15 protein-coding genes are annotated in these 21,881 nt (G+C 63.1%); 7 read left to right on the top strand and 8 right to left on the bottom strand.

Annotated features, from left to right (window positions below):
* Positions 1 to 1,710: adenylate/guanylate cyclase domain-containing protein (locus AC04SG_RS27295; protein WP_488553576.1), on the top strand; the 1,710-nt coding region annotated here is incomplete at its 5' end.
* 487 nt (positions 1,711 to 2,197) lie between these two features.
* On the opposite strand, the gene AC04SG_RS27290 is transcribed toward AC04SG_RS27295, so the two are convergent.
* The 5 genes from AC04SG_RS27290 to pgi form a co-directional block, all read right to left on the bottom strand.
* Positions 2,198 to 4,072, bottom strand: coding sequence for an adenylate/guanylate cyclase domain-containing protein (locus tag AC04SG_RS27290; RefSeq protein WP_488553575.1), 1,875 nt, complete (start codon positions 4,070 to 4,072; stop codon positions 2,198 to 2,200).
* Between the two features lie 269 nt (positions 4,073 to 4,341).
* Positions 4,342 to 6,810, bottom strand: a complete 2,469-nt coding sequence (locus AC04SG_RS27285; protein WP_488553580.1) for an adenylate/guanylate cyclase domain-containing protein — start codon at positions 6,808 to 6,810, stop codon at positions 4,342 to 4,344.
* 80 nt (positions 6,811 to 6,890) lie between these two features.
* Positions 6,891 to 7,985 carry a branched-chain amino acid ABC transporter substrate-binding protein gene (locus AC04SG_RS27280; protein ID WP_488553574.1) on the bottom strand — a complete coding sequence of 365 codons (1,095 nt, stop codon included), beginning with the start codon at positions 7,983 to 7,985 and terminating at the stop codon, positions 6,891 to 6,893.
* Between the two features lie 403 nt (positions 7,986 to 8,388).
* Complete coding sequence (locus AC04SG_RS27275; RefSeq protein ID WP_488553573.1) at positions 8,389 to 9,120, bottom strand: HAD family hydrolase; 732 nt, start codon at positions 9,118 to 9,120, stop codon at positions 8,389 to 8,391.
* A complete protein-coding gene (gene pgi, locus AC04SG_RS27270; protein WP_488553579.1) occupies positions 9,117 to 10,760 on the bottom strand; it encodes a glucose-6-phosphate isomerase in 1,644 nt (547 codons plus the stop codon). Before pgi ends, AC04SG_RS27275 begins: the two co-directional genes overlap by 4 nt.
* A gap of 397 nt (positions 10,761 to 11,157) precedes the next feature.
* Between pgi and pdxR the strand changes: the two genes are divergently transcribed.
* Both pdxR and AC04SG_RS27260 read left to right on the top strand, forming a co-directional pair.
* Positions 11,158 to 12,651, top strand: coding sequence for a MocR-like pyridoxine biosynthesis transcription factor PdxR (gene pdxR / locus AC04SG_RS27265; protein WP_112560664.1), 1,494 nt, complete (start codon positions 11,158 to 11,160; stop codon positions 12,649 to 12,651).
* Positions 12,652 to 12,859: 208 nt separating this feature from the next.
* Positions 12,860 to 14,482: a trimethylamine methyltransferase family protein gene (locus AC04SG_RS27260; RefSeq protein ID WP_488553572.1), complete on the top strand. Its 1,623-nt coding sequence runs from the start codon at positions 12,860 to 12,862 to the stop codon at positions 14,480 to 14,482.
* 16 nt (positions 14,483 to 14,498) lie between these two features.
* Here AC04SG_RS27260 and AC04SG_RS27255 read toward each other — a convergent pair whose 3' ends face one another.
* Positions 14,499 to 14,897: a hypothetical protein gene (locus tag AC04SG_RS27255; RefSeq protein WP_488553571.1), complete on the bottom strand. Its 399-nt coding sequence runs from the start codon at positions 14,895 to 14,897 to the stop codon at positions 14,499 to 14,501.
* A 139-nt stretch (positions 14,898 to 15,036) separates the two neighbouring features.
* Positions 15,037 to 16,842: an IlvD/Edd family dehydratase gene (locus AC04SG_RS27250; RefSeq protein ID WP_488553570.1), complete on the bottom strand. Its 1,806-nt coding sequence runs from the start codon at positions 16,840 to 16,842 to the stop codon at positions 15,037 to 15,039.
* A gap of 145 nt (positions 16,843 to 16,987) precedes the next feature.
* On the opposite strand from AC04SG_RS27250, the gene AC04SG_RS27245 reads away from it, so the two are divergent.
* On the top strand, positions 16,988 to 17,437 hold the full coding sequence (locus tag AC04SG_RS27245; RefSeq protein ID WP_488553569.1) for an SRPBCC family protein: 450 nt from the start codon (positions 16,988 to 16,990) through the stop codon (positions 17,435 to 17,437).
* 31 nt (positions 17,438 to 17,468) lie between these two features.
* On the opposite strand, the gene AC04SG_RS27240 is transcribed toward AC04SG_RS27245, so the two are convergent.
* Complete coding sequence (locus AC04SG_RS27240; RefSeq protein WP_488553578.1) at positions 17,469 to 18,647, bottom strand: Mrp/NBP35 family ATP-binding protein; 1,179 nt, start codon at positions 18,645 to 18,647, stop codon at positions 17,469 to 17,471.
* A gap of 157 nt (positions 18,648 to 18,804) precedes the next feature.
* Here AC04SG_RS27240 and AC04SG_RS27235 point away from each other — a divergent pair, with 157 nt between their 5' ends.
* The 3 genes from AC04SG_RS27235 to AC04SG_RS27225 all read left to right on the top strand — a co-directional run bounded on the left by AC04SG_RS27235 (position 18,805) and on the right by AC04SG_RS27225 (position 21,872).
* Complete coding sequence (locus AC04SG_RS27235) at positions 18,805 to 19,704, top strand: LysR family transcriptional regulator (RefSeq protein WP_488553568.1); 900 nt, start codon at positions 18,805 to 18,807, stop codon at positions 19,702 to 19,704.
* Between the two features lie 135 nt (positions 19,705 to 19,839).
* Positions 19,840 to 20,319 carry a formate dehydrogenase subunit gamma gene (locus AC04SG_RS27230; protein ID WP_112560655.1) on the top strand — a complete coding sequence of 160 codons (480 nt, stop codon included), beginning with the start codon at positions 19,840 to 19,842 and terminating at the stop codon, positions 20,317 to 20,319.
* The gene (locus AC04SG_RS27225; protein WP_488553567.1) at positions 20,316 to 21,872 is read left to right on the top strand and encodes a formate dehydrogenase beta subunit; all 1,557 of its coding nucleotides are present in this window, start codon (positions 20,316 to 20,318) and stop codon (positions 21,870 to 21,872) included. Before AC04SG_RS27230 ends, AC04SG_RS27225 begins: the two co-directional genes overlap by 4 nt.
* The last annotated feature ends 9 nt before the right edge of the window (positions 21,873 to 21,881 follow it).

The raw sequence follows: 21,881 nt of genomic DNA, 5'->3' as shown, positions 1-21,881 counted from the left end.
GGCTACAGCCGCCTCATGGGAGCCGACGAGGTTGGCACGCTTGCGCATCTTAAGAGGCTGCGCGCCGAAGTGATCGAGCCCAAGATCACAGAGTCGCACGGACGCATCGTCGGTTCCGCTGGCGACAGCCTACTTGTCGAATTCGCCAGCGCAGTCCACGCGGTGCAGTGTGCGGTGGAAGCCCAGGAGGGATTGGCCGCTCACAATGCAAGTTTGCCCGAAGACAAGCGCATGACTTTCCGCATGGGCGTGAATTTGGGCGACGTGATTGCAGAGGACGATACGATCTACGGTGATGGCGTGAACATCGCCGCGCGGCTCGAGAAGCTTGCAGAACCTGGCGGCGTCTGCGTCGCGAGCAACGTTTACGAGCAGGTCAAAGGCAAACTGGATTATGCCTACACCGACCTCGGTAGCCAGCAGGTCCACAACATCGTGGACGCGGTGCGCGCCTATCGAGTCAGTCGAGCAAAACCCACTTCGGCATTCTCGACAAGGGATACGCTGGCGCTTCCCGAAAAACCGTCCATCGCGGTCTTGCCATTCGACAACCTAAGTGGCGACCCCGAGCAGGGCTACTTCGCTGACGGCATGGTGGAGGAGATCATCACCGCGCTGTCCCGGACGCGCTGGCTGTTCGTCATCGCGCGAAACTCGAGCTTTACCTACAAGGGCCGGGCAGTGGACATTAAGCAGGTTGGACGCGAGCTTGGTGTGCGCTACGTGCTTGAAGGGAGCGTGCGCAAGGCGGCGAGCAGGGTGCGCATCACCGGGCAGCTTATCGATGCGACAACGGGTGCACATCTATGGGCCGAGCGTTTCGACGGCGGGCTGGAGGACGTTTTTGAGCTGCAGGAGGAAGTGACCCGCAGCGTCGTCGGAGCGATCGCTCCGAAGCTGGAACAGGCAGAGATCGAGCGAGCCAAGCGCAAGCCGACCGAGCACCTTGACGCCTACGACTACTACCTGCGCGGGATAGCAAGCCTCCACCTGTTGACCAGGGAATCCAACGCAGACGCCCTTCAGTTGTTTTACAAAGCCATCGAACTCGACCCTGAATTCGCCTCGGCATACGGCATGGCCGCGTTGTGTGCCGTCATGCGCAAGGCGAACGGCTGGATGGCCGATCGTGAGCAGGAAACCGTCGAGACAGAACGCCTGGCTCTGAAGGCCGTGGATTTGGGCAGGGATGACGCGGTTGCGCTCTCACTCGGCGGGGAAGCGCTCGCGTTTGTCGTGGGCAACTACAATAGCGGGGCAGCGCTCATTGATCGCGCGCTTGGGCTCAATCCGAACCTGGCTACTGCGTGGCTATTCAGCGGCTGGGTAAGAGCCGACCTCGGCGATACGGAAACCGCCCTCCAGCACCTGGCCACTGCGATACGCATGAGCCCAGTCGACCCGTTCATGTTCGATATGCTTAATGCGGTTGCAGTGGCTCATCTCTTAGCTGGTCGATTTGAGGAGGCATCATCCTGGGCGGAAAGGTCGTTGCGGGAAAAGCCGGACTTTTTGGCGTCGTTGCGCTTTGCGGCTGCAAGCTATGCTCACGCTGGCCGAACCGAGGATGCGCAAAAGGTGGTGAGCCGAATTCTCGCCCTCGATCCTGGCCAACGAATTTCCAATCTCGCCGACGTCGTTTCAATCAGGCGTGCGGCCGATATGGCTCTGCTTGCAGAAGGTTTGCGAAAGGCGGGGCTGCCGGAATAGCGCTGTCAGGTTGGCGCATACCGATCGCGAGTTGGGAACGCACCGAGATCGCAAAGACCGCACCATGGGTGGCGTCGGCCCTCCACAAATCGCCGTAGGGCGCCGTACAAGCGATCCCGCGTCATATCAGGGGTGGGGTCACTGATCCCAACTCGTCGCGTGGGCCAGCGATGGGGGCGCCTGTGGCAAAGCACCTGCTCGATCTCAAGCCCTGTCGGTGATCCGTAGGACATAGGCAATGGCTGCTTCGGCAGGACAATGGCTGATCGTCCGTTTTTGGCGCTCGTTGCTCGTTCCGAAGGACCAATCGAACGGCAGCATTCCACCCGATTGAGACGTAGAACGCTCCATCGCGGTATAATCCGGGCTGATGCCCCGGCCGGCTCGTTCGCGCCAACTCCTGACATTTCGTTGGGCGCAACGAAGGTCGCGTTCAGAGCCTTCCAGGTCATTGCTCGTGTCGCACGGCCGGGCCACACCGACGCAGTCATTCCTCCGGCATGCCCGCGACCCGCATGTGGTTGAGCCAGCGGTCGAGGGCTCCGGGGGCGATATATACCTTCTCCCATTGCTTGCGTTCTTTGCTGATGGATTCGCCCGGCGAGTCTTTGAGGAAAACCGCAAGCGCTTCCTTTGCCTCCCGCACGTGCCCGAGACACGCGTGGATCCCCGCGAGCATGCGTTGTGCGCTGTTCGGGATTCTGGACATTTTCCGCATCCACGACAGCGCAGCCCCACAATCGTTCTTTTGGTAGAGTGCCCAGCCCATCTGCCAGTTGAACCATTCAGGGTAGAAAGGATCGATGCCCATAGCCTGCTTGATCCGATCGATCGCTTCGTCTGTACGGCCAACCCAGATCAGCGGATCCGTACTGCTGACGAGGATCATCGAGTTGCTGGGATTCAAGGCGATCGCCTGATCGAACCGCGCAAGCGCCTGCTCGACCTCGCCCGCGTCAGCATGCACGCGGGCGCGGGCCCACTGCGACTCGGGATCGTCCGGGGCGAGCAGGATAGCCTTGTCGGCGTATTCGGCGGCACGCTTTATCCCCTCGTCAGGGTCCTGCTCGTGCCACCCGAAATCCGCGTCGATGCGATAGGAGTGGGCCAGCCCGATATAGCCGAACTGGGAGTTCGGATCCGCTTCGATCGCCTTGAGGCTGAACTGCCGAAGCAAGGCGGTCCCCTTGGCAGAGAAATCCCTGTCGATCTCGGCAAACCCCATCAGGTAATAGTGCAGCGCGCTGACCCGGGCGGCATCGCTCTGTGGCCAGGGTCGCTCGATCCTGTGCCAGACCCGTTCCGCAACGGTGCGGATGATTTCCTCCTGAACGACAAAAAGATCGCCGATCTCGCGGTTGTAGGTGTTGGACCAGAGATGCGCTCCGTCATGCGCATTCAAGAGCTGAGCCGTCACTTTCAGTCGGTTTCCGAGCTTCTGCTGGCTGCCTTCAAGCAGGTAGTCGACGCCGAGTTCATCGCCAATCTGCCTGGCGTCGACCGGCTTGCCGCGGTACCGGAAGCTCGAATTCCGGGCGATGACGGCATAGGTCTTGCTCCACGCCAGCTCGGTGATGATCCCCTCGGCGACGGCATCGCTGAGATATCCCTTATCCGCACCGGTGCTGAAGTCGTCGAAGGGAAGCACCGCGATCCTCGGCATGTCGCTCGAACGAACCGGAGCGGCTCGCCATGTTTCCGCGCCGTAGTATGCGCCGATCGCTGCCACGACGAGAACGATTGCAGCAAGAATGAAGCCGCGGCGCGGGAATCGTGTCAACGCGACGGCGCGACCCCAAGCAGCCGAACGCCGGCCACCGAAAGCAACCCGACGCAATCCTGGCGTACCATCAAGCTTTACCCGAAAGACCTGAATAGGCTCCTCAAGGTTCTTGACCTTCTGCAAGCCCATCGGCTCGAACGCGAAGGCGAGTTTTTTCTCCACCTCCTTGGCCACTTTTGCGGATACATAGACACCGCCAGGCTCCGCAATTTGTTCGAGCCGGGTCGCGATGTTGACACCTTCGCCGAAGCGATCTTTGCCCTCGATGATGACTTCACCGAGGTTGATGCCAATGCGGACCTGAATGCGCTGGTTCTCAGGAACCGCCTGATTTCGCTCCGCCAGCCCCCTTTGCAGCGCAACCGCGCATTCAACCGCATCCACGACGCTGGCAAACTCCGCCAGCATCCCGTCGCCCATGACCTTGAAGATGCGTCCGTGATGGCGAGCGATTTCGGGCTCGAAGAGCTCCTTTCGACCTGCTCGGAGACGCAGGTAGGTGCCTTGCTCGTCCCGCTCCATATGCGCGGAATAGCTGACTACATCGGCAGCCAGAATGGCGGCAAGCTTGCGGTCCATACGCGTGCCCACCAAGTTGCTCTAGGATGATTGTAGCACAATAGTGCATTGGCTGCAGTGCGATCGCGAGGGAACCAAGCGCGACCGTTTGTGACTTGCCCAGTATCGGTCGATAGAGTGGCCCCAAGGCAGTCAAATAATTCTCGAAGGCCCGTCCGATGGCGGCGCGCCCTGCGTTCTGCGGCCTTCGCATCTATAGCGCCAATGAGCTGCGTCCCACATCCCCCTCCTTGCATCCATTGGGAGGGGTCGTTGTGGACCAAGCCCTACTACCCGGGCTTGTGACAAAGCCGATCCAGCGCGTCTCGAAGTGCAGTGGCGGCATCGCCACGCTCGTCAGGGGACATAAGCTCCGGTTCAAGTTCCAGCCTGAAATGCGGCAGTTCGGTTCGAACAGCACGACGAGCGGCCGCCAGATTGGCCTTCAGATCGATGACGCGGTAGGTGGCGACGGGATAGGCGATCCCCCTGACCTGGACGTGCCCCAGCTCCTCACAGTCGATTGAGTCCTTCACTTGGGCAAACGTCTCGTAGGAAATGAGGATGGCCCCCGGCGGCGCCTCCTGCTCTAGGCGCGAGGCGAGATTCACGGCGCCACCGATTATCGTGTAGTCCATCCGGTCCTCACTGCCGAAGTTACCGACGGTGCAGTAGTCGGTATGGATGCCGATGCGACAGCGCAGCGGTGTTTCGATCCCCATGTCCCGCCAGACTTCGGCAAGCTCGCTGATCCGCTTTTGCATGGTAAGCGCCATCTGTACGCAAGCCAGCGCGTCCTCCTTGACGCCGCGAGTCTCGGGATCGCCGAAGAACATCAGGATCGCGTCGCCGACATATTTGTCGATCGTCGCGCCGTGATCCGAGGCAATTTTCGACATTTCCGTCAGATAGTGATTGAGGAGTTGGGTGAGATCCTCGGATTCCATTTTGTCAGTGGTCTCGGTAAAGCCGGCGATATCGGAGAAGCATATTGTCAGTTTCTTCCGCTGGCTGGCGATCCTGACCTCCTGGCGGCCGGTGAATATCGAGCGATACACTTGGGGCGCCAGATACTTCGCCAGCTTGCTGGAAAGCGCCTCCAGAACCGCGGATTTCTCGGCAAGGTTCTCCTCCCTTTGCTTTAGCTCAGTGATGTCCGAATAGACGGCGACCGTGCCGCCGGCGCTGATCCGCCGCTCGCTGATCATGACCCATCGCCCGTCGCCTCGCCGCTGCACCCAAGGTTCGCCAGGGTTGCGGTGCCGCGAGAGGCGCTCGGCGACCCATTCCTCGAGTCGCCCCTCGGCATCCTTGATGTAGCCGCGCTCAGCGGATCGGCGAATAATGTGCTCGAATGTCGTGCCGGGCATCAGTTCGATCGCAAGGTCGCTGTAGAGCAGTTCGCGGTAGCGGCTATTGCTGAGGACAAGCCGGTCCTCCCCATCGTACAGCGCGAATCCTTCGGAGATGCTTTCGATGGCATCGATAAGCCGCTGACGAGCTTCCGCGACGTCGCGCAGGTTCTTTTCCTCGACTTCGACAGCAGTATCCCGGAAGAGTCTCAGCGCTTCGGCCATACGCCCGATTTCGTCGCTGCCAGCCGCGGGCAGCGGCGCACGAAGGTTGCCCCCCGCAATCGCGAGCATGCCCTGGCTCACGGCCCCCAGTCGGGCGAGGAGGCTGCGGTCGACATAGAGCCAGACAACCAGAACCGAGCTCAGGAGGCTGAGGAAGGCGGAACCGAGCACAACCGCGGTGCCGTAGCGCTGGACGAGCGCGGCTTCGCGACCAGACGCAGCGATATCCTGGTCTGCCGTGGCGACTAGGCGATCGACGCCAGCGGTGAGATTGCGCGACAGTCGATTGTTCTCAGCCAGAAGCCTTTCGCCCTGTGCCAGGACAGCAAACTCGTCCCCCCGCGCCTTGGGGATGCTGTCCTCGCCGTCGGTCAAACCCTTGAACTCGTCGACACGCTGCCGGAAGCGGGTCCGCAGCTTTTCGTCGATCTCCGTGGAAACCGTTTCAAGAGCAGCGAGCGAACGGCGTAGCGGAAAAAGGACCAACGCCAGGTCGCCCGGCGTCGGCGCGTTCGCGACCTTCACGAGCGCGTCGTTGACCGCCGAGATCTCCATCTGCGCCTTCTGCTGGGGGATGTAGGCCGCAATCGCCTGGACCAGTTCGACCATCGCCGCTGCGCGTCGATCGGGCGACAGCGACGTGTCGGCCGCGACCGCCCGCCATTGCAGGAGCCTGGAATCCATCACCAGGATGCCGGTGGCGACAAGGCGCTGGCTTCCGGTCGTCGTCGCGGCGAGGCGGTTCAGGAGCTCCTCCTTGCGGGCGACCACGTCGAGCCGGGCGACAACAAGAGAATCGAGCTCCTTCAGGTTGCGTCTCAGAACAACCGCGGCTTCCTCGATCTCAGCCAAAGGCACTGTGCCCAGCGTGGCATCCCTGAGGTCCGTGCGCAGGGCCTCGAGGCGGGACATCTCGAGCGCGACGGCAGCCGAGACCTCGCTGTGCTGAGCCCTGCTTGTCGCCGCCAGCACCGATGGCGCGGCAGCAGCGACCCGTTCGGCCTGGCGCGACAGCTGGAGGGAGGCCAGCGCCGACGGCACCCGATCCGTGGTAATTCGGTCGACGACGTCGCCGACCTGGAGGAAGGCATAAAGCGCCGCAGCGGTTGCCAGCACCGCAAGGGCGCTGATCCCGAAAAAGGCGAGCAACAGCCGGCCGCGTATGCCGAGCCGTTCAAGCATCGCGGTGAGTCGGAACAATCCAGCCACACTGGTCTGCATCAGACTAACGTCTCAGGCGGCACGCCGGCATTCGGCGAACCCTATTCAACCGGCACGTACTCTCCGCCGCGCCAGACGTACCAAACCCAGCTCTGCCTCGTGAGGTCGCCCTTGTCGTCGAAGTCGACCCGGCCCATGACGGTGTCGAATTCCTGTTCGTGCAGTGTCGCGATGATCGCTTTCGGCTCCAGCGAACCTGCCTTCGAGGCTGCCTGGGCCCAGACCTGGACCGCGCTGTAGGCCAACAGCGTGTAGCCCTCGGGCTCGAATTTCTCTGCACGGAACCGCTCCACGATCGCGGCCGCGCCGGCATTTCTCCGCGGATCCGTCGGGAAGGTGAACAGGGTTCCCTCCGCCGCTGAGCCTGCGATCAGGGCAAATTCCTCGGTCGCCAAGGCATCTCCGGATATGAGCTGAACCGTGTAGCCACGGTCGTGCGCAGCGCGAGCGATCAGCGCAACCTCGGCTTGATAGCCACCTACATACAAGGCGGAGACGCCGGCGGTCTGCAACGCAGCGACCTCGGCTGAATAGTCATCCTTCCCGGGCGTGTAGGCGTCGTAAACGGCTTCAGTCACGCCCCGTTTGTTCAGCTGCTTCCTGGTCTCGTCGGCGAGACCTTTCCCATAGGTCGAATTGTCGTGGAGGATTGCAATCTTCTTGTCGCCCCAGCGATCGGCAAGGTAGTTGCCGGCGATGAAACCCTGCACGTCGTCGCGGCCAATGGTGCGAAAGACGTTGCCACGGCCCTGTTCGGTCAGCTGCGGATTGGTCGAGCCTGGGGATATTTCAACGACGCCCGCCTCCTCGTATACTTTTGATGCGGGGATCGAGGCCCCGGAGCAATAATGCCCGACGACGAGCACCACCCCGTCAGCCACCAGCTTCTGGGCAGCTGCCACCGCTTGCTCGGGATCGCAGAAATCGTCGACCGAGATGAGCCTCACCTTCTGGCCGAGCACGCCACCCGCCGCGTTGACGTCGGCCACCGCCATCGCCGCGCCGCGCTGTCCCTGCTCGCCGATCCAGGCGAGCCGTCCCGTCATTGCAGCCGAGACGCCGATCAGCACCTCCGCGCGCGCGGAGCTGAACACGGCCGCGAGAACCAAGATCGCTATGGCGACGATGCGGTGCATGTGTGCACCCCCTTACCTGTAGCTTACGCCAATCCCGTCAGAGCCGACAGTCCCTTCGGCAAGCGCGACTGTCTCGGGCTGCTATTGCAGCGCACACCCAATTTGGCGAAGCAATCATACACTGGAATGGCGTGTCATAACTTCGTTCGCTGAGGTCGGAATCGCTCGCCAAATCCGGACGTTACCACTGACCGGCGTGAGCGTCGCAATTGGGTCAGATCGCGACGATGCCCGCGCCGACCTGAATGTCAGCTCTTGAAGATTCCGCAGCCTGAAGCTGCCAGTCCGCTGTCGGCCCAAAACGGACGTTCGGTACTTCGATTCTCGATGTCAGCTAACCACCCATCTCGGCCATCGACGGGAAGCCCAAGTCGATTTGGCTTCAACCCCTCAAAGCCTTCCGTCAGATCGTCTCCTTGACTCGCGCCGACAGGAAGTCCGGCAGATCGGCAACTGAATCCAGCACGATATCGGCGATCGACGACAGCGATTCACGCGTGCCGGTGCCGGAGAGCACGCCGATCGCCAGCCCGCAGCCGCCAGCCCGCGCCATCTCCAGATCGTGGCGGTTGTCGCCAACCATGGCGATCTCGGCCGGCCTCAGCCCGGTCAGGTCGCAGAAGGCGAGGATCGTGTCCGGCGCCGGTTTCGGATTGGCAACCGCATCATAGCCATAGGCGGCGTCGAAGAGCTGGGCGACGCCTAACGTGACCATGGTCTTTTCCGCCCCGCTGGTGGAATCGTTGGTGGCGACGCCGAGCCGGTAGGCGCGTTTGTGCAGCGCCGTCAGCGCCGAGACGATTCCCGGCAGCGCCACGGCCATTGACGAACCCTGCACGGAAGTGATCTCGTTGAAGCGGGCGACGGCCAGCATCTGGTCCTCGTCGGACAGCCGCGGGAACCACAATTCGACGACATCCATGTTGGTGCCCGAGGCAAAGATCGAATCGGGCCTGAAACGTTTGTTGACGAAATCGAAGCCCGCCGCCGAAAGCAGCCTGTCGGCCTTCCAGCGATCGCCCTCGGCGGCGTCCATGGCCATGAAATCGGCAATGCCAAGCCAGGTCGCGTTGAAATCGACGAGCGTGCCGTCCTTGTCGAACAATATGCCCTTGATGTCCGCCGGGGTTTTCATGCCGCACCCCGCAGCTGCTGGATGCGCGCCACCAGCCCAGCCGTCGAGGCGTCACGCTTGGCGGCGCTCTCCTTGCCTTCTACGACCGGCAGCAGGCCGGTCGCCAGTTCCTTGCCGAGTTCGACACCCCACTGGTCGAACGAATTGATGTCGAACAGAGTGCCTTCGACAAAAACGCGATGCTCATAGAGCGCGATCAGCCGGCCGAAAGTGCGCGGGTCGAGCTTGCGGTAAAGGATGGTCACCGACGGGCGATTGCCGGAGAAGACGCGGTGCGGGGCGATCTTGTCGACATCGGCCGGCTTCATGCCCTTGGCCAGCATCTGCGCGCGCGCCTCTTCAAGCGTGCGGCCTTTCATCAGCGCCTCCGATTGGGCCAGGCAATTGGCAAGCAGCAGATCGTGCTGGTGCTTCAGATCAGGCTCGTGGCCGACGGCGGCGGCGAGGAACTCGACCGGGATGAAATCGGTGCCCTGGTGCAGCAACTGGAAGAAGGCGTGCTGGCCGTTGGTGCCGGGCTCGCCCCAGACCAGCGGCCCGGTCGGCGTCGTCACCGCCGTGCCGTCGAGGGTGACGCCCTTGCCGTTCGATTCCATGTCGAGCTGCTGCAGATAGGCCGGCAGCCTGGACAGGCGCTGGTCATAGGGGATCACAGCACGCGCGGGATAGCCGCAGATCACGCGATGCCACCAGCCGACCAGTCCCAGCAGCGCCGGCAGGTTCTTCTGCAGGGGGGCGGTGCGAAAGTGCTCGTCCATCTCATGCGCGCCATCGAGGAAGGCGCGGAAATTGCGCGGGCCGATGGCGATCATCACCGGCAGGCCGATGGCGCCCCACAACGAATAGCGGCCGCCGACCCAGTCCCAGAAGCCGAACACGCGATCGGCCTCGATGCCGAATTTGGCGACCAGGTCGAGCGCGGTCGAGACGGCGGCGAAATGCTTGCCGACGGCTTCCTTGCCGAGGGCCTTCTGCACCCATTTGCGCGCCGTCACGGCATTGGTCATCGTTTCGACCGTGGTGAAGGTCTTCGAGGCAATGATGAACAAGGTGGTTTCGGCGGACAGGCCCTTCAGCGTGTCGTGGATATGGGCGCCGTCGATGTTGGAGACGTAGTGCGCGCGCGGGCCGTCGTGATAGGGCGCCAGTGCCAGCGTCGCCATGGCCGGGCCGAGATCTGAGCCGCCAATGCCGATGTTGACGATGTCGGTGATCTTTTTGCCGGTGGCGCCGGCGGCCTTGCCCGAGCGAATGGTGTCGGCAAAGGCGCCCATGGCGTCGAGCACGGCAAGCACATCCGCCTTGACGTCCTGGCCGTCGACGGTGACGCCCTTGCCCGAGAGGTTGCGCAGCGCCGTGTGCAGCACGGCGCGGTCCTCGGTGATGTTGATCTTCTTGCCGGAAAACATTGCTGCGCGGCGCCCTTCGAGGTCGGCCGCACCGGCGAGCTTCTCGAGCAGTTCCATCGTGTGCTGGTCGACCGCGCATTTCGACCAGTCGAGCAGAAGGTCGCCGTCGCTGGCCGAGAATGTCTCGAAGCGCTTGGGGTCGGCGGCAAAAGCCTCGCGCATCGTGCCCGATGCCGTCGCGCGCGCAGCACGCAAGGCGACAAGCTGTTTGTCGAAGGACGAATGATCCACTGCCGGCTCCTGATACTTTTTCATGACATCTTATCAGACCGGATGTTTCCGGCGCGTGTCGCGGTGGAGTTATTGAGCCGAATTCCGTTTCTTTCAATGCGTGGGGATGACGCAGTGCAACATAGCGGGGCGGAGCGACGAGGCTGCGCGTCGCGCCGGGCGGGATGACGCAAGCGTCACCCGGGAAAACGCGGCGCGACGACGCTGCGCGTCGCGCTGGGGATGTTGCTGCTTACAGCGCACGCGACGACGCTTCGCGTCGCGCCGGCGTCGCGCGAAGGATCACTGGCATAAATCCCAGCGATCAGAAAAATTGATTGGCGCAACCCCTTGTGCCACGGTTACCTTCCGCTGGTCCAGCCAAGCAAAAAAGACTGGCCATCGAGGAACATCTCCCATGCCACAGCGTAACGACACGGCCATATGGTCCGGCCTGTTCCGGATTTCGGCGGAATCGGGCCAGACCCTGCAGGCGCAGATTCGCCAGGCGATCGTCGCCGCTATCCTCGACCGGCAGATCGCCGCTTCGATGCCGCTTCCGTCCTGCCGCATCCTGGCCGAAAAACTCGGCGTCGCGCGTGGCACCGTGGTGCTGGCGTTCCAGCAGCTGGTCGACCAGGGTTTCCTGGTGGCGCGCGAACGGCGCGGCCATTTCGTCAATCCCGATGTGCTGGCCACCCCCGCCAAGCCGCACCAGAAGGCGCCGGACCAGCAGAACGAGATCGACTGGAAGGCACGCCGGCAGATCGCCGCCAGCGACATGCCGCCTCCGGCCAAGCACGACAACTGGATCAAGTCCTCCTACCCCTTCGTCTACGGCCAGTTCGACCCGGCGCTGTTCCCGACCGCCGAATGGCGCGAGTGCAACCGCATGGCGCTGGCGGTGCTCGAGATCCGCAACTGGGCCTCCGACATGGTCGATCGCGACGATCCGCTCTTGATCGAGCAGATCCAGGCGCGACTGCTGCCGCGGCGCGGTATCTTCGCCAATCCGGACGAGATCATCGTGACGCTCGGCGCGCAGAACGCGCTCTATATGCTGGCGACGCTGCTGATGACCAAGGGCTCGAAGGTGGCGATGGAAGACCCCGGCTATCCCGACGCGCGCTCGATCTTCCGGCTGGCCGGCGCCGACATCCAGCCGGTGCCGGTCGACCAGTCCGGCATCGTAACCTCTTCCATCCCCAACGATTCCGGGTTCGTCTTCGTCACCCCCAGCCACCATTGCCCGACCATGGTGCCGCTGTCGGCGGAGCGGCGGCAGGATCTTCTGGCGCGCGCCAACCGGCACAACCAGATCATCATCGAGGACGGCTATGACAGCCAGCTTCTCGACGAGGCACCGCAGCAGGCGCTGAAGAGCCTCGATCGTTCAGGCCGCGTCATCTATGTCGGCTCGATGTCGAAGACGCTGGCTCCAGGCTTGCGGCTTGGCTACATCGTGGCTTCGGCTGGACTAATCGCGGAACTCAGGGCGCTGCGCCGCTTCATGCTGCGGCATCCGCCGGCCAACAACCAGCGCGCCGTCGCGCTGTTCCTGTCGCTCGGCCATCACGAGGCCCTGGTGCGGCGGCTGTCGTCGGCCTTCGATGAGCGACGCAAGCGTCTGGTCCATGCGATTTCCGCATTCCTGCCGGAATGGCGCTCGACCGATTCAGCCGGCGGCACATCGCTCTGGCTGGAAGGGCCGCGCGGTACCGATTCACGCGGACTGGCCGAGGCTGCGGCGTCGCGCAGCGTCATCATCGAGCCCGGCGACCGCTTCTTCGACCGCACCGAAAAGCCGTCGCGTTTCATGCGCTTGGGCATTTCCTCGATCGCGCTGCAGCACATAGAGCCGGGCATTCGCGAGCTGGCGACCGCGGCCGGGCGCAGGCCGGCAGCCGCCTGATTTCCTCGTGCCGGGGCCCTGAACGGCCCCGGTCCCTGACATCCTTCCCAGCACTGTTCTTTAGTTCCCTGGCATATGCGACGGGGTCCACTGGCCCATAGGCTGTGCCAATGCCGGCGGCATAGTCGGCGGACAAAGGGGACGAAGCAGGCCGACGGTGGACCAATCACCGCGTCCGGTTTCGCAAGCTAAAGGTGGAGTGCCTCCGATGTCAGTGGCTCTTGAGAAGCAGGATGCGGCTCTTAAGGATGCAGCTCTTAAACAAGAAGCTTTGAGCGATCAGCGTTCGCGGCGATCCGGCGGGCGCGAAGCGCGCCGCGCCATGCGGGCCGCACCGCTGGCGGACGATATCAGGCCGGTGCGCGCCGGCCTCGAAGGCGGCAGCTACGGCCCGCTCAACAGGAACGACCAGGAGCGCATCCATGAAGCGGTGCTGACGCTGCTGGAAACCGTCGGCTTCGCCAATGCCATTCCCTCCTGTATCGAAGCGCTGACCGGGGTCGGCGCCGTCTATGGCGATGACGGCCGCATCCGCTTTCCGCGCGGCCTGGTGCTGGACACGATCAAGAAAGCGGCGCGGAATTTCACCCTGCACGGCCAGGACCCGAAGCATGACATGCTGATCCAGGGTAAGCGCGTGCATTACGGGACCGCGGGTGCCGCGGTGCATCTGGTCGATGTCGAAAAGCGCGAATACCGCGAGTCGCTGGTGCAGGACATTTACGACGCCGCCCGCCTCGTCGAAGGGCTCGACAACATCCACTTCTTCCAACGGCCGATGGTGCCGCGCGACATTCCCGATCCTCTCGAAATGGACTTCAACACGCTCTACGCCTGCGTGATGGGAACGTCCAAGCATGTCGGCACCTCGTTCACGGTGCGCGAGAACGTGCAGCCGGCGCTGGAAATGCTTTATGCGATCGCCGGCGGCGAGGAGAATTTTCGCGCACGGCCCTTCGTCTCCAACTCCAACTGCTTTGTCGTGCCGCCGATGAAGTTTGCCGAGGATGCCTGCGGCGTGCTTGAGGCATGTGTCGAAGGCGGCATTCCGATCCTGCTCCTGTCGGCCGGCCAGGCTGGCGCCACCGCCCCGGCGGCGATTGCCGGGGCAGTGGTCCAGGCAGTGGCCGAAGTGCTCGTCGGTCTCATCTATGTCAACGCCATCAAGCCGGGGCATCCGGCGATCTTCGGCACCTGGCCGTTCGTCTCCGACTTGCGCACGGGCGCCATGTCGGGTGGCTCGGCCGAGCAGGCGGTGCTGACTTCGGCCTGCGCGCAGATGGCGCAATTCTACGATCTGCCGGGCGGTTCGGCCGCCGGCATGACGGATTCGAAACTGCCCGACATCCAGTCCGGCTATGAAAAGGGCATCACCGATGTGATGGCTGGCCTGGCCGGCCTCAACCTCGTCTATGAATCGGCAGGGATGCATGCCTCGCTGCTCGGCTTTTGCCTGGAAAGCCTGATCATCGACAACGACATGCTGGGCCATTGCCTGCGCTGCGTGCGCGGCATCGAGGTGACAGACGAAGCGCTGTCGATCGACACCATCACTGAAGTCTGCATGAATGGCCCCGGCCATTATCTCGGCAACGAGCAGACGCTGCGGTTGATGCAGACCGAATATTTCTATCCGGCTGTCGGCGACCGCTTTTCGCCGAAGGAATGGAATGAAAAGGGCCGGCCCGACATCTTGCAGCGGGCGATCATCGAGAAGAAACGCGTGCTGGCCGAGCGCTTCCCCCGCCATGTGCCAAAGCTGCTCGACGACAGATTGCGCGCCCGCTTCGGCGAGATGATCAAGCTGCCGCGCAGTGGCATGGGTGGGTAAGCCTAACCTTACGAAGTCAGTCCGCGCTTAGCCCAAATCGCTCGACGACCTCGGCGCTGATCAATTTGGCATGCAGCGCCATCAGCACGATCTGCGCATCCAGACTGTCGCCGGTTTCAAGCGCTGCTTCGATGCGACGCTCCGCGTCCAGCCGTCGCTCCGGGCCGTTGGCCTGCTCGAACGTTTGCGGCCCGGCGATACAATAGCCGAACAGCTGCGCCACGGACCGATAGGCCTCCGGCGGCGGTTCGTCCGGCCAATGGTCTTTCATCAGATTGACGATGGTGAGCTTGACGCCCTCCGGAACAAGCGCCGGATGAAGGTCGGCCCCGCGCAGCGCGCTGTCGAGTTCCCGCAAGTCGCCCGAGCGGCCAAATATGCCGAGGAAGCCAAGGGAAGAACGCCGCTTGGTCATGATGATGGTCTCATCCCTGTGCAGGACGCTTCGAGGTGACGTATCTGTAGGTCCGGCCCGACCGATACAAGAGCGTCGCCAAGAGAAAAGGCGGCCTGCCCGATGGCAAGCCGCCTTTGATTTCACCAAACCTGCGACGCTAGTGGTTGTCTCTCGGCACACCGCTGGTATGCGCGACGTCCTGGTATTTCACCGCCGGCTTCAGCACCATGCCTTCCGAGAACTGGTCGACCATGGAGCGCTGGATTTCCTGCCATGGCGTCTGGTGCTTGGGGTAGTGATAGCCGCCATCGTTCTGCAGTTCGGCACGGCGGCGCGTGATTTCCTCGTCGGTGACGAGGATGTTGGCGGTGCCTTTGCGTAAGTCGATGCGCACGCGGTCGCCGGTCTTGAGCAGCGCCAGACCGCCGCCTATTGCCGCTTCCGGCGAGGCGTTGAGGATCGACGGCGAGCCCGATGTGCCCGACTGGCGGCCGTCGCCGATGCAGGCCAGAGCGTGGATGCCCTTCTTGATGAGATAGGCGGGCGGCTGCATGTTGACGACTTCGGCGCCGCCGGGATAGCCGATCGGGCCGGCGCCACGCATGAACAGGATGGTATGCTCGTCGATGCCTTGCGCCGGATCGTCGATGCGGGCGTGATAGTCTTCCGGGCCGTCGAAGACCATGGCATTGCCTTCAAAGGCTTCCGGGTCCTTCGGGTTGGACAGATAGCGTTCGCGGAATTCCGGCGAGATGCCGCTGGTCTTCATGATCGCCGAATCGAACAGATTGCCGCTGAGGTTGATGAAACCGGCATTGACCTTGAGCGGCTTGTCGACGCTGCGGATGACATCCTGGTTCTCGTTGGCCACGCCGCGGCAATTGTCGCCGATCGCCTTGCCGTTGACGGTGACGGCGTCGGGATGCGGCAAAAGCCCGGCCTTCAAAAGCTCAGCCACCACCGCCGGCACGCCACCAGCATGGTGGTAATCCTCGCCGAGATACTCGCCGGTCGGCTGCAGATTGACGAGCAGCGGCACGTTGAGGCCGATTTTCTGCCAGTCGTCATTGTTGAGCGGCACGCCGAGATGGCGGGCGATCGCATTGAGGTGGATCGGCGCATTGGTCGAGCCGCCTATCGCCGAATTGACGACGATGGCATTCTCGAACGCCTGACGCGTCATGATGTCAGAGGGCTTCAGATCCTCATGCACCATCTCGACGATGCGCTTGCCCGTCTCGTAGGAAATCTGGCCACGCTCGCGGTAGGGTGCGGGGATGGCGGCCGAGCCCGGCAGTTGCATGCCGAGCGCCTCGGCCAGCGAGTTCATCGTGGTGGCGGTGCCCATGGTGTTGCAATAGCCGGTGGACGGCGCCGAGGAGGCAACGATGTCCATAAACTCGTCATAGTCGATCTCGCCGGCCGACAGCCGCTGGCGCGATTCCCAGACGATAGTGCCGGAGCCCGTGCGCTTGCCCTTGTGCCAGCCATTGAGCATCGGGCCGACCGACAGCGCGATGGCCGGAATGTTGACGGTGGCCGCCGCCATCAAAAGCGCCGGCGTGGTCTTGTCGCAACCGATGGTCAGCACGACGCCGTCGAGCGGGTAGCCGTAGAGCACCTCGACCAGACTGAGATAGGCAAGGTTGCGGTCGAGTGCCGCGGTCGGGCGCTTGCCGGTTTCCTGGATCGGATGGCAAGGGAATTCGAAGGGGATGCCGCCCATCGAGACGATGCCTTCGCGCACGCGCTTGGCCAGTTCGATATGGTGGCGGTTGCAGGGCGACAGATCCGAGCCGGTCTGGGCGATGCCGATCAGCGGCTTGCCCGACATCAACTCGGCTCGCGTCAGGCCAAAGTTCAGGTAGCGTTCGAGATAGAGCGCGGTCATGCCCGGATTGTCGGGATTGTCGAACCACTCCTGCGAGCGAAATTTCTTCTTCTTGGTGGGGGCGCCTGCCATCGTGGTCTCCGTATTTGTAAGACAAATCGATATGGCAACGCGCCTTGGCAGGCAAGAGGTCACACAAGCGCACCCAGACTTTGGTGCGATAGACAGGCGTCGGACCCTGCGTTAGGCCTTTTCGGAGCAACGCGGGAGGGTATCGATGGCTTTGGTGATCGAAGGCGAGGAACGCATTGCCGCCGCCCTGCAGAAAGTCTGGGACGCGCTGAACGATCCTGACGTGCTGCGGGAAAGCATTCCCGGATGCCAGAACCTGGAGATGAAATCGCCGACCGAAATGGCGGCGACGGTGGTGGTGAAGATCGGACCGATCAAGGCGACCTTCAACGGCGAAGTGACGCTGAAGAATTTGAAGCCGCCGCACGCCTACACCATCCAGGGCGAAGGCAAGGGCGGCATTGCCGGCTTCGCCAAGGGCGGCGCCGATGTCACGCTGACGGCGGACGGGCCGGATGCGACAGTGCTCAAATACGCCGCCAAGGCCGATGTCGGCGGCAAGATCGCCCAACTCGGCAGCCGGCTGATCGAATCGACATCGAAGAAACTGGCCGGGCAGTTCTTTTCGACGTTTGGCGAGAAGGTAGGCGGTTAACCCCTCCCCCTTGAGGGAAGGGGTATTCCCGCTACTCGAACACGATGCTCGGCACCGCCGCTTCGGACACGCCACGTTCTTCGTTGACCCGGTCCCAGACCTTCGAAGCAATATCGCGGTAGATCTTCGCCTCGGCGCTATCGGGCTTCGACGCCACCACCGGTGCACCTTCGTCCGAGCTTTCGCGAATGCCCATTTCCAGCGGCACTTCGCCAAGGAAGGTTACGCCGAGACGTTCGGCTTCGCGCCGGGCGCCGCCATGGCCGAAAATGTCGTAGCGCTTGCCGGTGTCCGGGGCGACGAAATAGCTCATATTCTCGACAATGCCGAGCAGCGGCACGTCGACCTTCTTGAACATGTTCAACCCCTTGCGGGCGTCGATCAGGGCCAGGTCCTGCGGCGTCGAGACGATGACTGCGCCGGCCAGCGGCACCTGCTGGGCCATGGTCAACTGGGCGTCGCCGGTACCGGGCGGCATGTCGACGACGAGCACGTCGAGCCGGCCCCATTCGACCTCGCGCAGCATCTGCGTTAGCGCCGACATCACCATCGGGCCACGCCAGATCATCGGCGTCTCCTCATCGACGAGAAAACCCATCGACATCACCTTGAGGCCGTAATTCTCCATCGGTTTCAGGATCTTGCCGTCGACCGTCTGCGGCCGGCCATGGATGTTGAGCAGCCTTGGCATGGACGGCCCGTAAATGTCGGCATCGAGCACGCCGACCCGCAGGCCATTGGCGGCGAGGCCGAGGGCGATGTTGACGGCGGTGGTCGACTTGCCGACGCCGCCCTTGCCGGACGCAACCGCGATAATCGCCTCGATGCCGGGCACGCCACGCTTGCCCGAGCTATGCGAGGCCGGGGCGTGCGGAGCCGCGCGTGGCGCGGTTGGCGGAGCCGGCGGTGCCGGTCTGGGTGCGGGGCGCGCCGGAACCGGCGCCTCCATTCCGCCCCCCTTCCTTTCCGCCGTCAGCGCGACGACAGCTCCGGCGACGCCGGGAATCGCCTTGACGACGCGCTCGGCGGCGGCGCGCAACGGTTCCATCTCCTGCGCGCGGGCAGCGGGAACTGTGATCGAGAAGAATACTTTCGAATCGGCAATGAAAATCTCCGAAACCATGCCGAGATCAACGATGTTCCCGGTGAAGTCCGGCCCGTTGACCGTCTTCAGGCGCTCGGTGACGATTTCCTTGGTGACGGACATCAGGTCTTCCTTATGCAAGCTTGCGCCTGAGATAATGCAGTTTCCCGGCAGAACCAAGTCGTGGCGCAACAGCCGGCGTGCTCTGCCCGGAAATCGACGGAATGGCTGAGGTGCCCAACTGCGTCTGGCGCCGCCGCCCGGCGCCGGTTAGCTTGCGCCAATGATCGACAAGCTGGAATTTTTCATCGCGCTGGCCAAGGAGGAGCATTTCGGCCGGGCGGCGGAGGTGTGCCGCGTCACCCAGCCGACGCTTTCGGCGGCGATCAAGCAACTGGAGGAGCAGCTCGGCGTCATGCTGGTGCTGCGCGGCTCGCGCTTTCAGGGGCTGACGCCGGAAGGCAAGCAGGTGCTGGCGTGGGCGCGCCGCATCGTCGGCGACAGCCGTGCCATGAAGGAAGAGATGCGGGCGGCACGCCACGGCCTTTCGGGGCGCATCCGCATCGCGGCGATCCCCACCGCTTTAGCGATGGTGGCGCGGCTGACGACGCCATTCCGGGCAAAGCACCCCGGCGTCACCTTCTCGATCCTGTCGCGCACCTCGATCGAGGTGCTGTCGCTGCTTGGCAATTTCGACATCGATGCCGGCATCACCTATCTCGACAATGAGCCGCTCGGCCGCGTCACCAGCGTGCCGCTCTATGACGAGCGCTACCAGCTGATCACCGCTGTCGGAAATCCGTACTCCGACCGCGACAAAGTGACGTGGGCCGAACTCAGCCAGCTGCCGCTCTGCCTGTTGACGCCGGACATGCAGAACCGCCGCATCATCGACCAGCATCTGGCCGAGGCCGGCGTCGAGATGCGGCCAACGCTGGAATCCAATTCAATGATCGTGCTGTTTTCGCATATAAGGACCGGCAAATGGTCATCGATCATGCCGCTTAACCTCGCGGAAACATTCGGCTTTTCCGAACCTATCCGGGCCATCCCGGTCGTCGAGCCGGATGCCAGCCACACCGTCGGGCTGGTGGCCGCGCCGCGCGAGCCGCACACGCCGCTGGTACAGGCGCTGCTGGACGAGGCGATGGCGCTGGCAGACGATTTCCGCAACCACCGCTAGGCTAGACAATGCAGGCTGACGGGTTTCGATAGAAAATTTCTATCAAGCAACGGATCAGCTTTATTGATTCCGGGGGTTTCCTCTGATTTCGTAAGCACTTAGCGCGAGACCGCTATCGACCAGGGAGGGCGCTGCATGACGATGCAGCCTGCAAGTACCGAGATCCAGTCGCGCACGGCCGCGATCATCCAAGAGCTGAAGGACCTCGAGGGTCCACTGCTGCCGATCCTCCACGGCATCCAGGAAGAATTTGGCCACGTACCGCAGGACGCCGTGCCCGTCATCGCCGATGGGCTGAACCTGTCGAGGGCCGAGGTGCACGGTGTCGTGACCTTCTATCATGATTTTCGCGCCCGGCCGGCCGGCCGGCACGTGCTCAAGCTCTGCCAGGCGGAAGCCTGCCAGTCGATGGGTTCGGATGCGATCGCCGCAAAGGTCAAGCAGCTGCTCGGCATCGATTTCCACGAGACCACCCGCGACGGATCGGTTACACTCGAGCCTGTCTATTGCCTCGGGCTTTGCGCCTGTTCACCGTCGGCGATGCTGGATGGTGAGGTGATCGGGCGGCTCGATGACGAGAAGATCGAAGAGATCGTCGCGGAGGTACGCTCATGATCCCGCGCATCTACATTCCAGGTGACTCCGGCGCGCTGGCGCTCGGCGCCGAAAAGGTCGCCAAGGCGATTCGTGCAGAACTGGCCGAACGAGGCATCGAGGCCAAGATCGTGCGCAACGGCTCGCGCGGCGCATATTTCCTCGAACCGATGGTCGAGGTCGCGACCGCCGAGGGCCGCGTCGCTTACGGGCCGGTGAAGCCTTCCGATGTCAAGAGCCTGTTCGACAGCGGCTTCCTCAAGGGTGGCCATCACAAGCGCTGGCTGGGCGCGCCTGACAAAATCCCGTTCCTGGCCAAGCAGACGCGCCTGACCTTTGCGCGTTGCGGCATCAACGACCCGCTGTCGCTCGACGCCTACAAGTCGCTCGGCGGACTGAAGGGCCTGCAGAACGCGGTGGCTATGGCGCCGCTCGACATCGTCAAGCAGGTCACCGAATCGGGCTTGCGCGGTCGCGGCGGCGCTGGCTTCCCGACCGGCATCAAGTGGAAGACGGTGCTTGATACCGCCGGCGAGCGTAAGTACATCGTCTGCAACGCCGACGAAGGCGACAGCGCCACTTTCGCCGACCGCATGATCATGGAAGGCGATCCCTTCGTGCTGATCGAAGGCATGGCGATCGCCGGCATCGCCACCGGCGCGACCAAGGGTTTTGTCTATATCCGCTCGGAATATCCGCATGCGGTGGCTGTCATGAACAAGGCTGTCGAGGTCGCCCGCAAAGCCGGCGTGCTCGGCGTCAATGTACTGGGTTCGCCCAACGCCTTCGACATGGAAATCCGGGTCGGCGCCGGCGCCTATGTCTGCGGTGAGGAAACCTCGCTGCTGAACAGCCTTGAAGGCAAGCGCGGCGTGGTTCGCGCCAAGCCGCCGCTGCCGGCAATCCAGGGCTTGTTCGGCAAGCCGACGGTGATCAACAACGTCATCTCGCTGGCTTCGGTGCCGATCATCATGGACAAGGGTGCCGCCTTCTACAAGGATTTCGGCATGGGCCGCTCGCGCGGCACTATCCCGATCCAGATCGCCGGCAACGTCAAGCATGGCGGACTGTTCGAGACGGCGTTCGGCCTGACGCTCGGCGAAATCGTCGACGACATCGGCGGCGGCACTGCGACTGGCCGGCCGGTGAAGGCAGTGCAGGTCGGCGGCCCGCTCGGCGCCTATTTCCCGCGCGCGCTGTTCGACACGCCGTTCGACTACGAAGAGTTCGCGAAGCGTGACGGGCTGATCGGTCATGCCGGCATCACCGTGTTCGACGATACCGCCGACATGTTGAAGCAGGCGCGCTTCGCCATGGAGTTCTGCGCCATCGAAAGCTGCGGCAAGTGCACGCCCTGCCGCATCGGCTCGACACGCGGGGTGGAGACCATCGACAAGCTTGCCGCCGGCATCGAGCCGGAAAAGAACCTGGCTCTGGTCACCGATCTCTGCAACACGATGAAGTTCGGATCGCTCTGCGCGCTGGGCGGCTTCACGCCCTACCCGGTGATGAGCTCGATCACCCATTTCCCCGAAGATTTCAAGCCCGCGCCGGCGCGCGCAGCTGCTGAATAGGAGCTGGCA

This window comes from Mesorhizobium sp. CNPSo 4684 (genome assembly GCF_057784315.1).
Note: the sequence above shows the minus strand (reverse complement) of the source record. Positions and strands in the feature narration are given on the sequence as shown.

Coding starts and splice junctions, on each gene's coding strand:
- AC04SG_RS27225 (WP_488553567.1), top strand. CDS start 20,316: ATGATCCCGCGCATCTACATTCCAGGTGACTCCGGCGCGCTGGCGCTC.
- AC04SG_RS27260 (WP_488553572.1), top strand. CDS start 12,860: ATGTCAGTGGCTCTTGAGAAGCAGGATGCGGCTCTTAAGGATGCAGCT.
- AC04SG_RS27285 (WP_488553580.1), bottom strand. CDS start 6,810: ATGCTTGAACGGCTCGGCATACGCGGCCGGCTGTTGCTCGCCTTTTTC.
- AC04SG_RS27255 (WP_488553571.1), bottom strand. CDS start 14,897: ATGACCAAGCGGCGTTCTTCCCTTGGCTTCCTCGGCATATTTGGCCGC.
- AC04SG_RS27290 (WP_488553575.1), bottom strand. CDS start 4,072: ATGGACCGCAAGCTTGCCGCCATTCTGGCTGCCGATGTAGTCAGCTAT.
- AC04SG_RS27275 (WP_488553573.1), bottom strand. CDS start 9,120: ATGAAAACCCCGGCGGACATCAAGGGCATATTGTTCGACAAGGACGGC.
- AC04SG_RS27250 (WP_488553570.1), bottom strand. CDS start 16,842: ATGGCAGGCGCCCCCACCAAGAAGAAGAAATTTCGCTCGCAGGAGTGG.
- AC04SG_RS27235 (WP_488553568.1), top strand. CDS start 18,805: ATGATCGACAAGCTGGAATTTTTCATCGCGCTGGCCAAGGAGGAGCAT.
- pdxR (WP_112560664.1), top strand. CDS start 11,158: ATGCCACAGCGTAACGACACGGCCATATGGTCCGGCCTGTTCCGGATT.
- AC04SG_RS27245 (WP_488553569.1), top strand. CDS start 16,988: ATGGCTTTGGTGATCGAAGGCGAGGAACGCATTGCCGCCGCCCTGCAG.
- AC04SG_RS27280 (WP_488553574.1), bottom strand. CDS start 7,985: ATGCACCGCATCGTCGCCATAGCGATCTTGGTTCTCGCGGCCGTGTTC.
- AC04SG_RS27230 (WP_112560655.1), top strand. CDS start 19,840: ATGACGATGCAGCCTGCAAGTACCGAGATCCAGTCGCGCACGGCCGCG.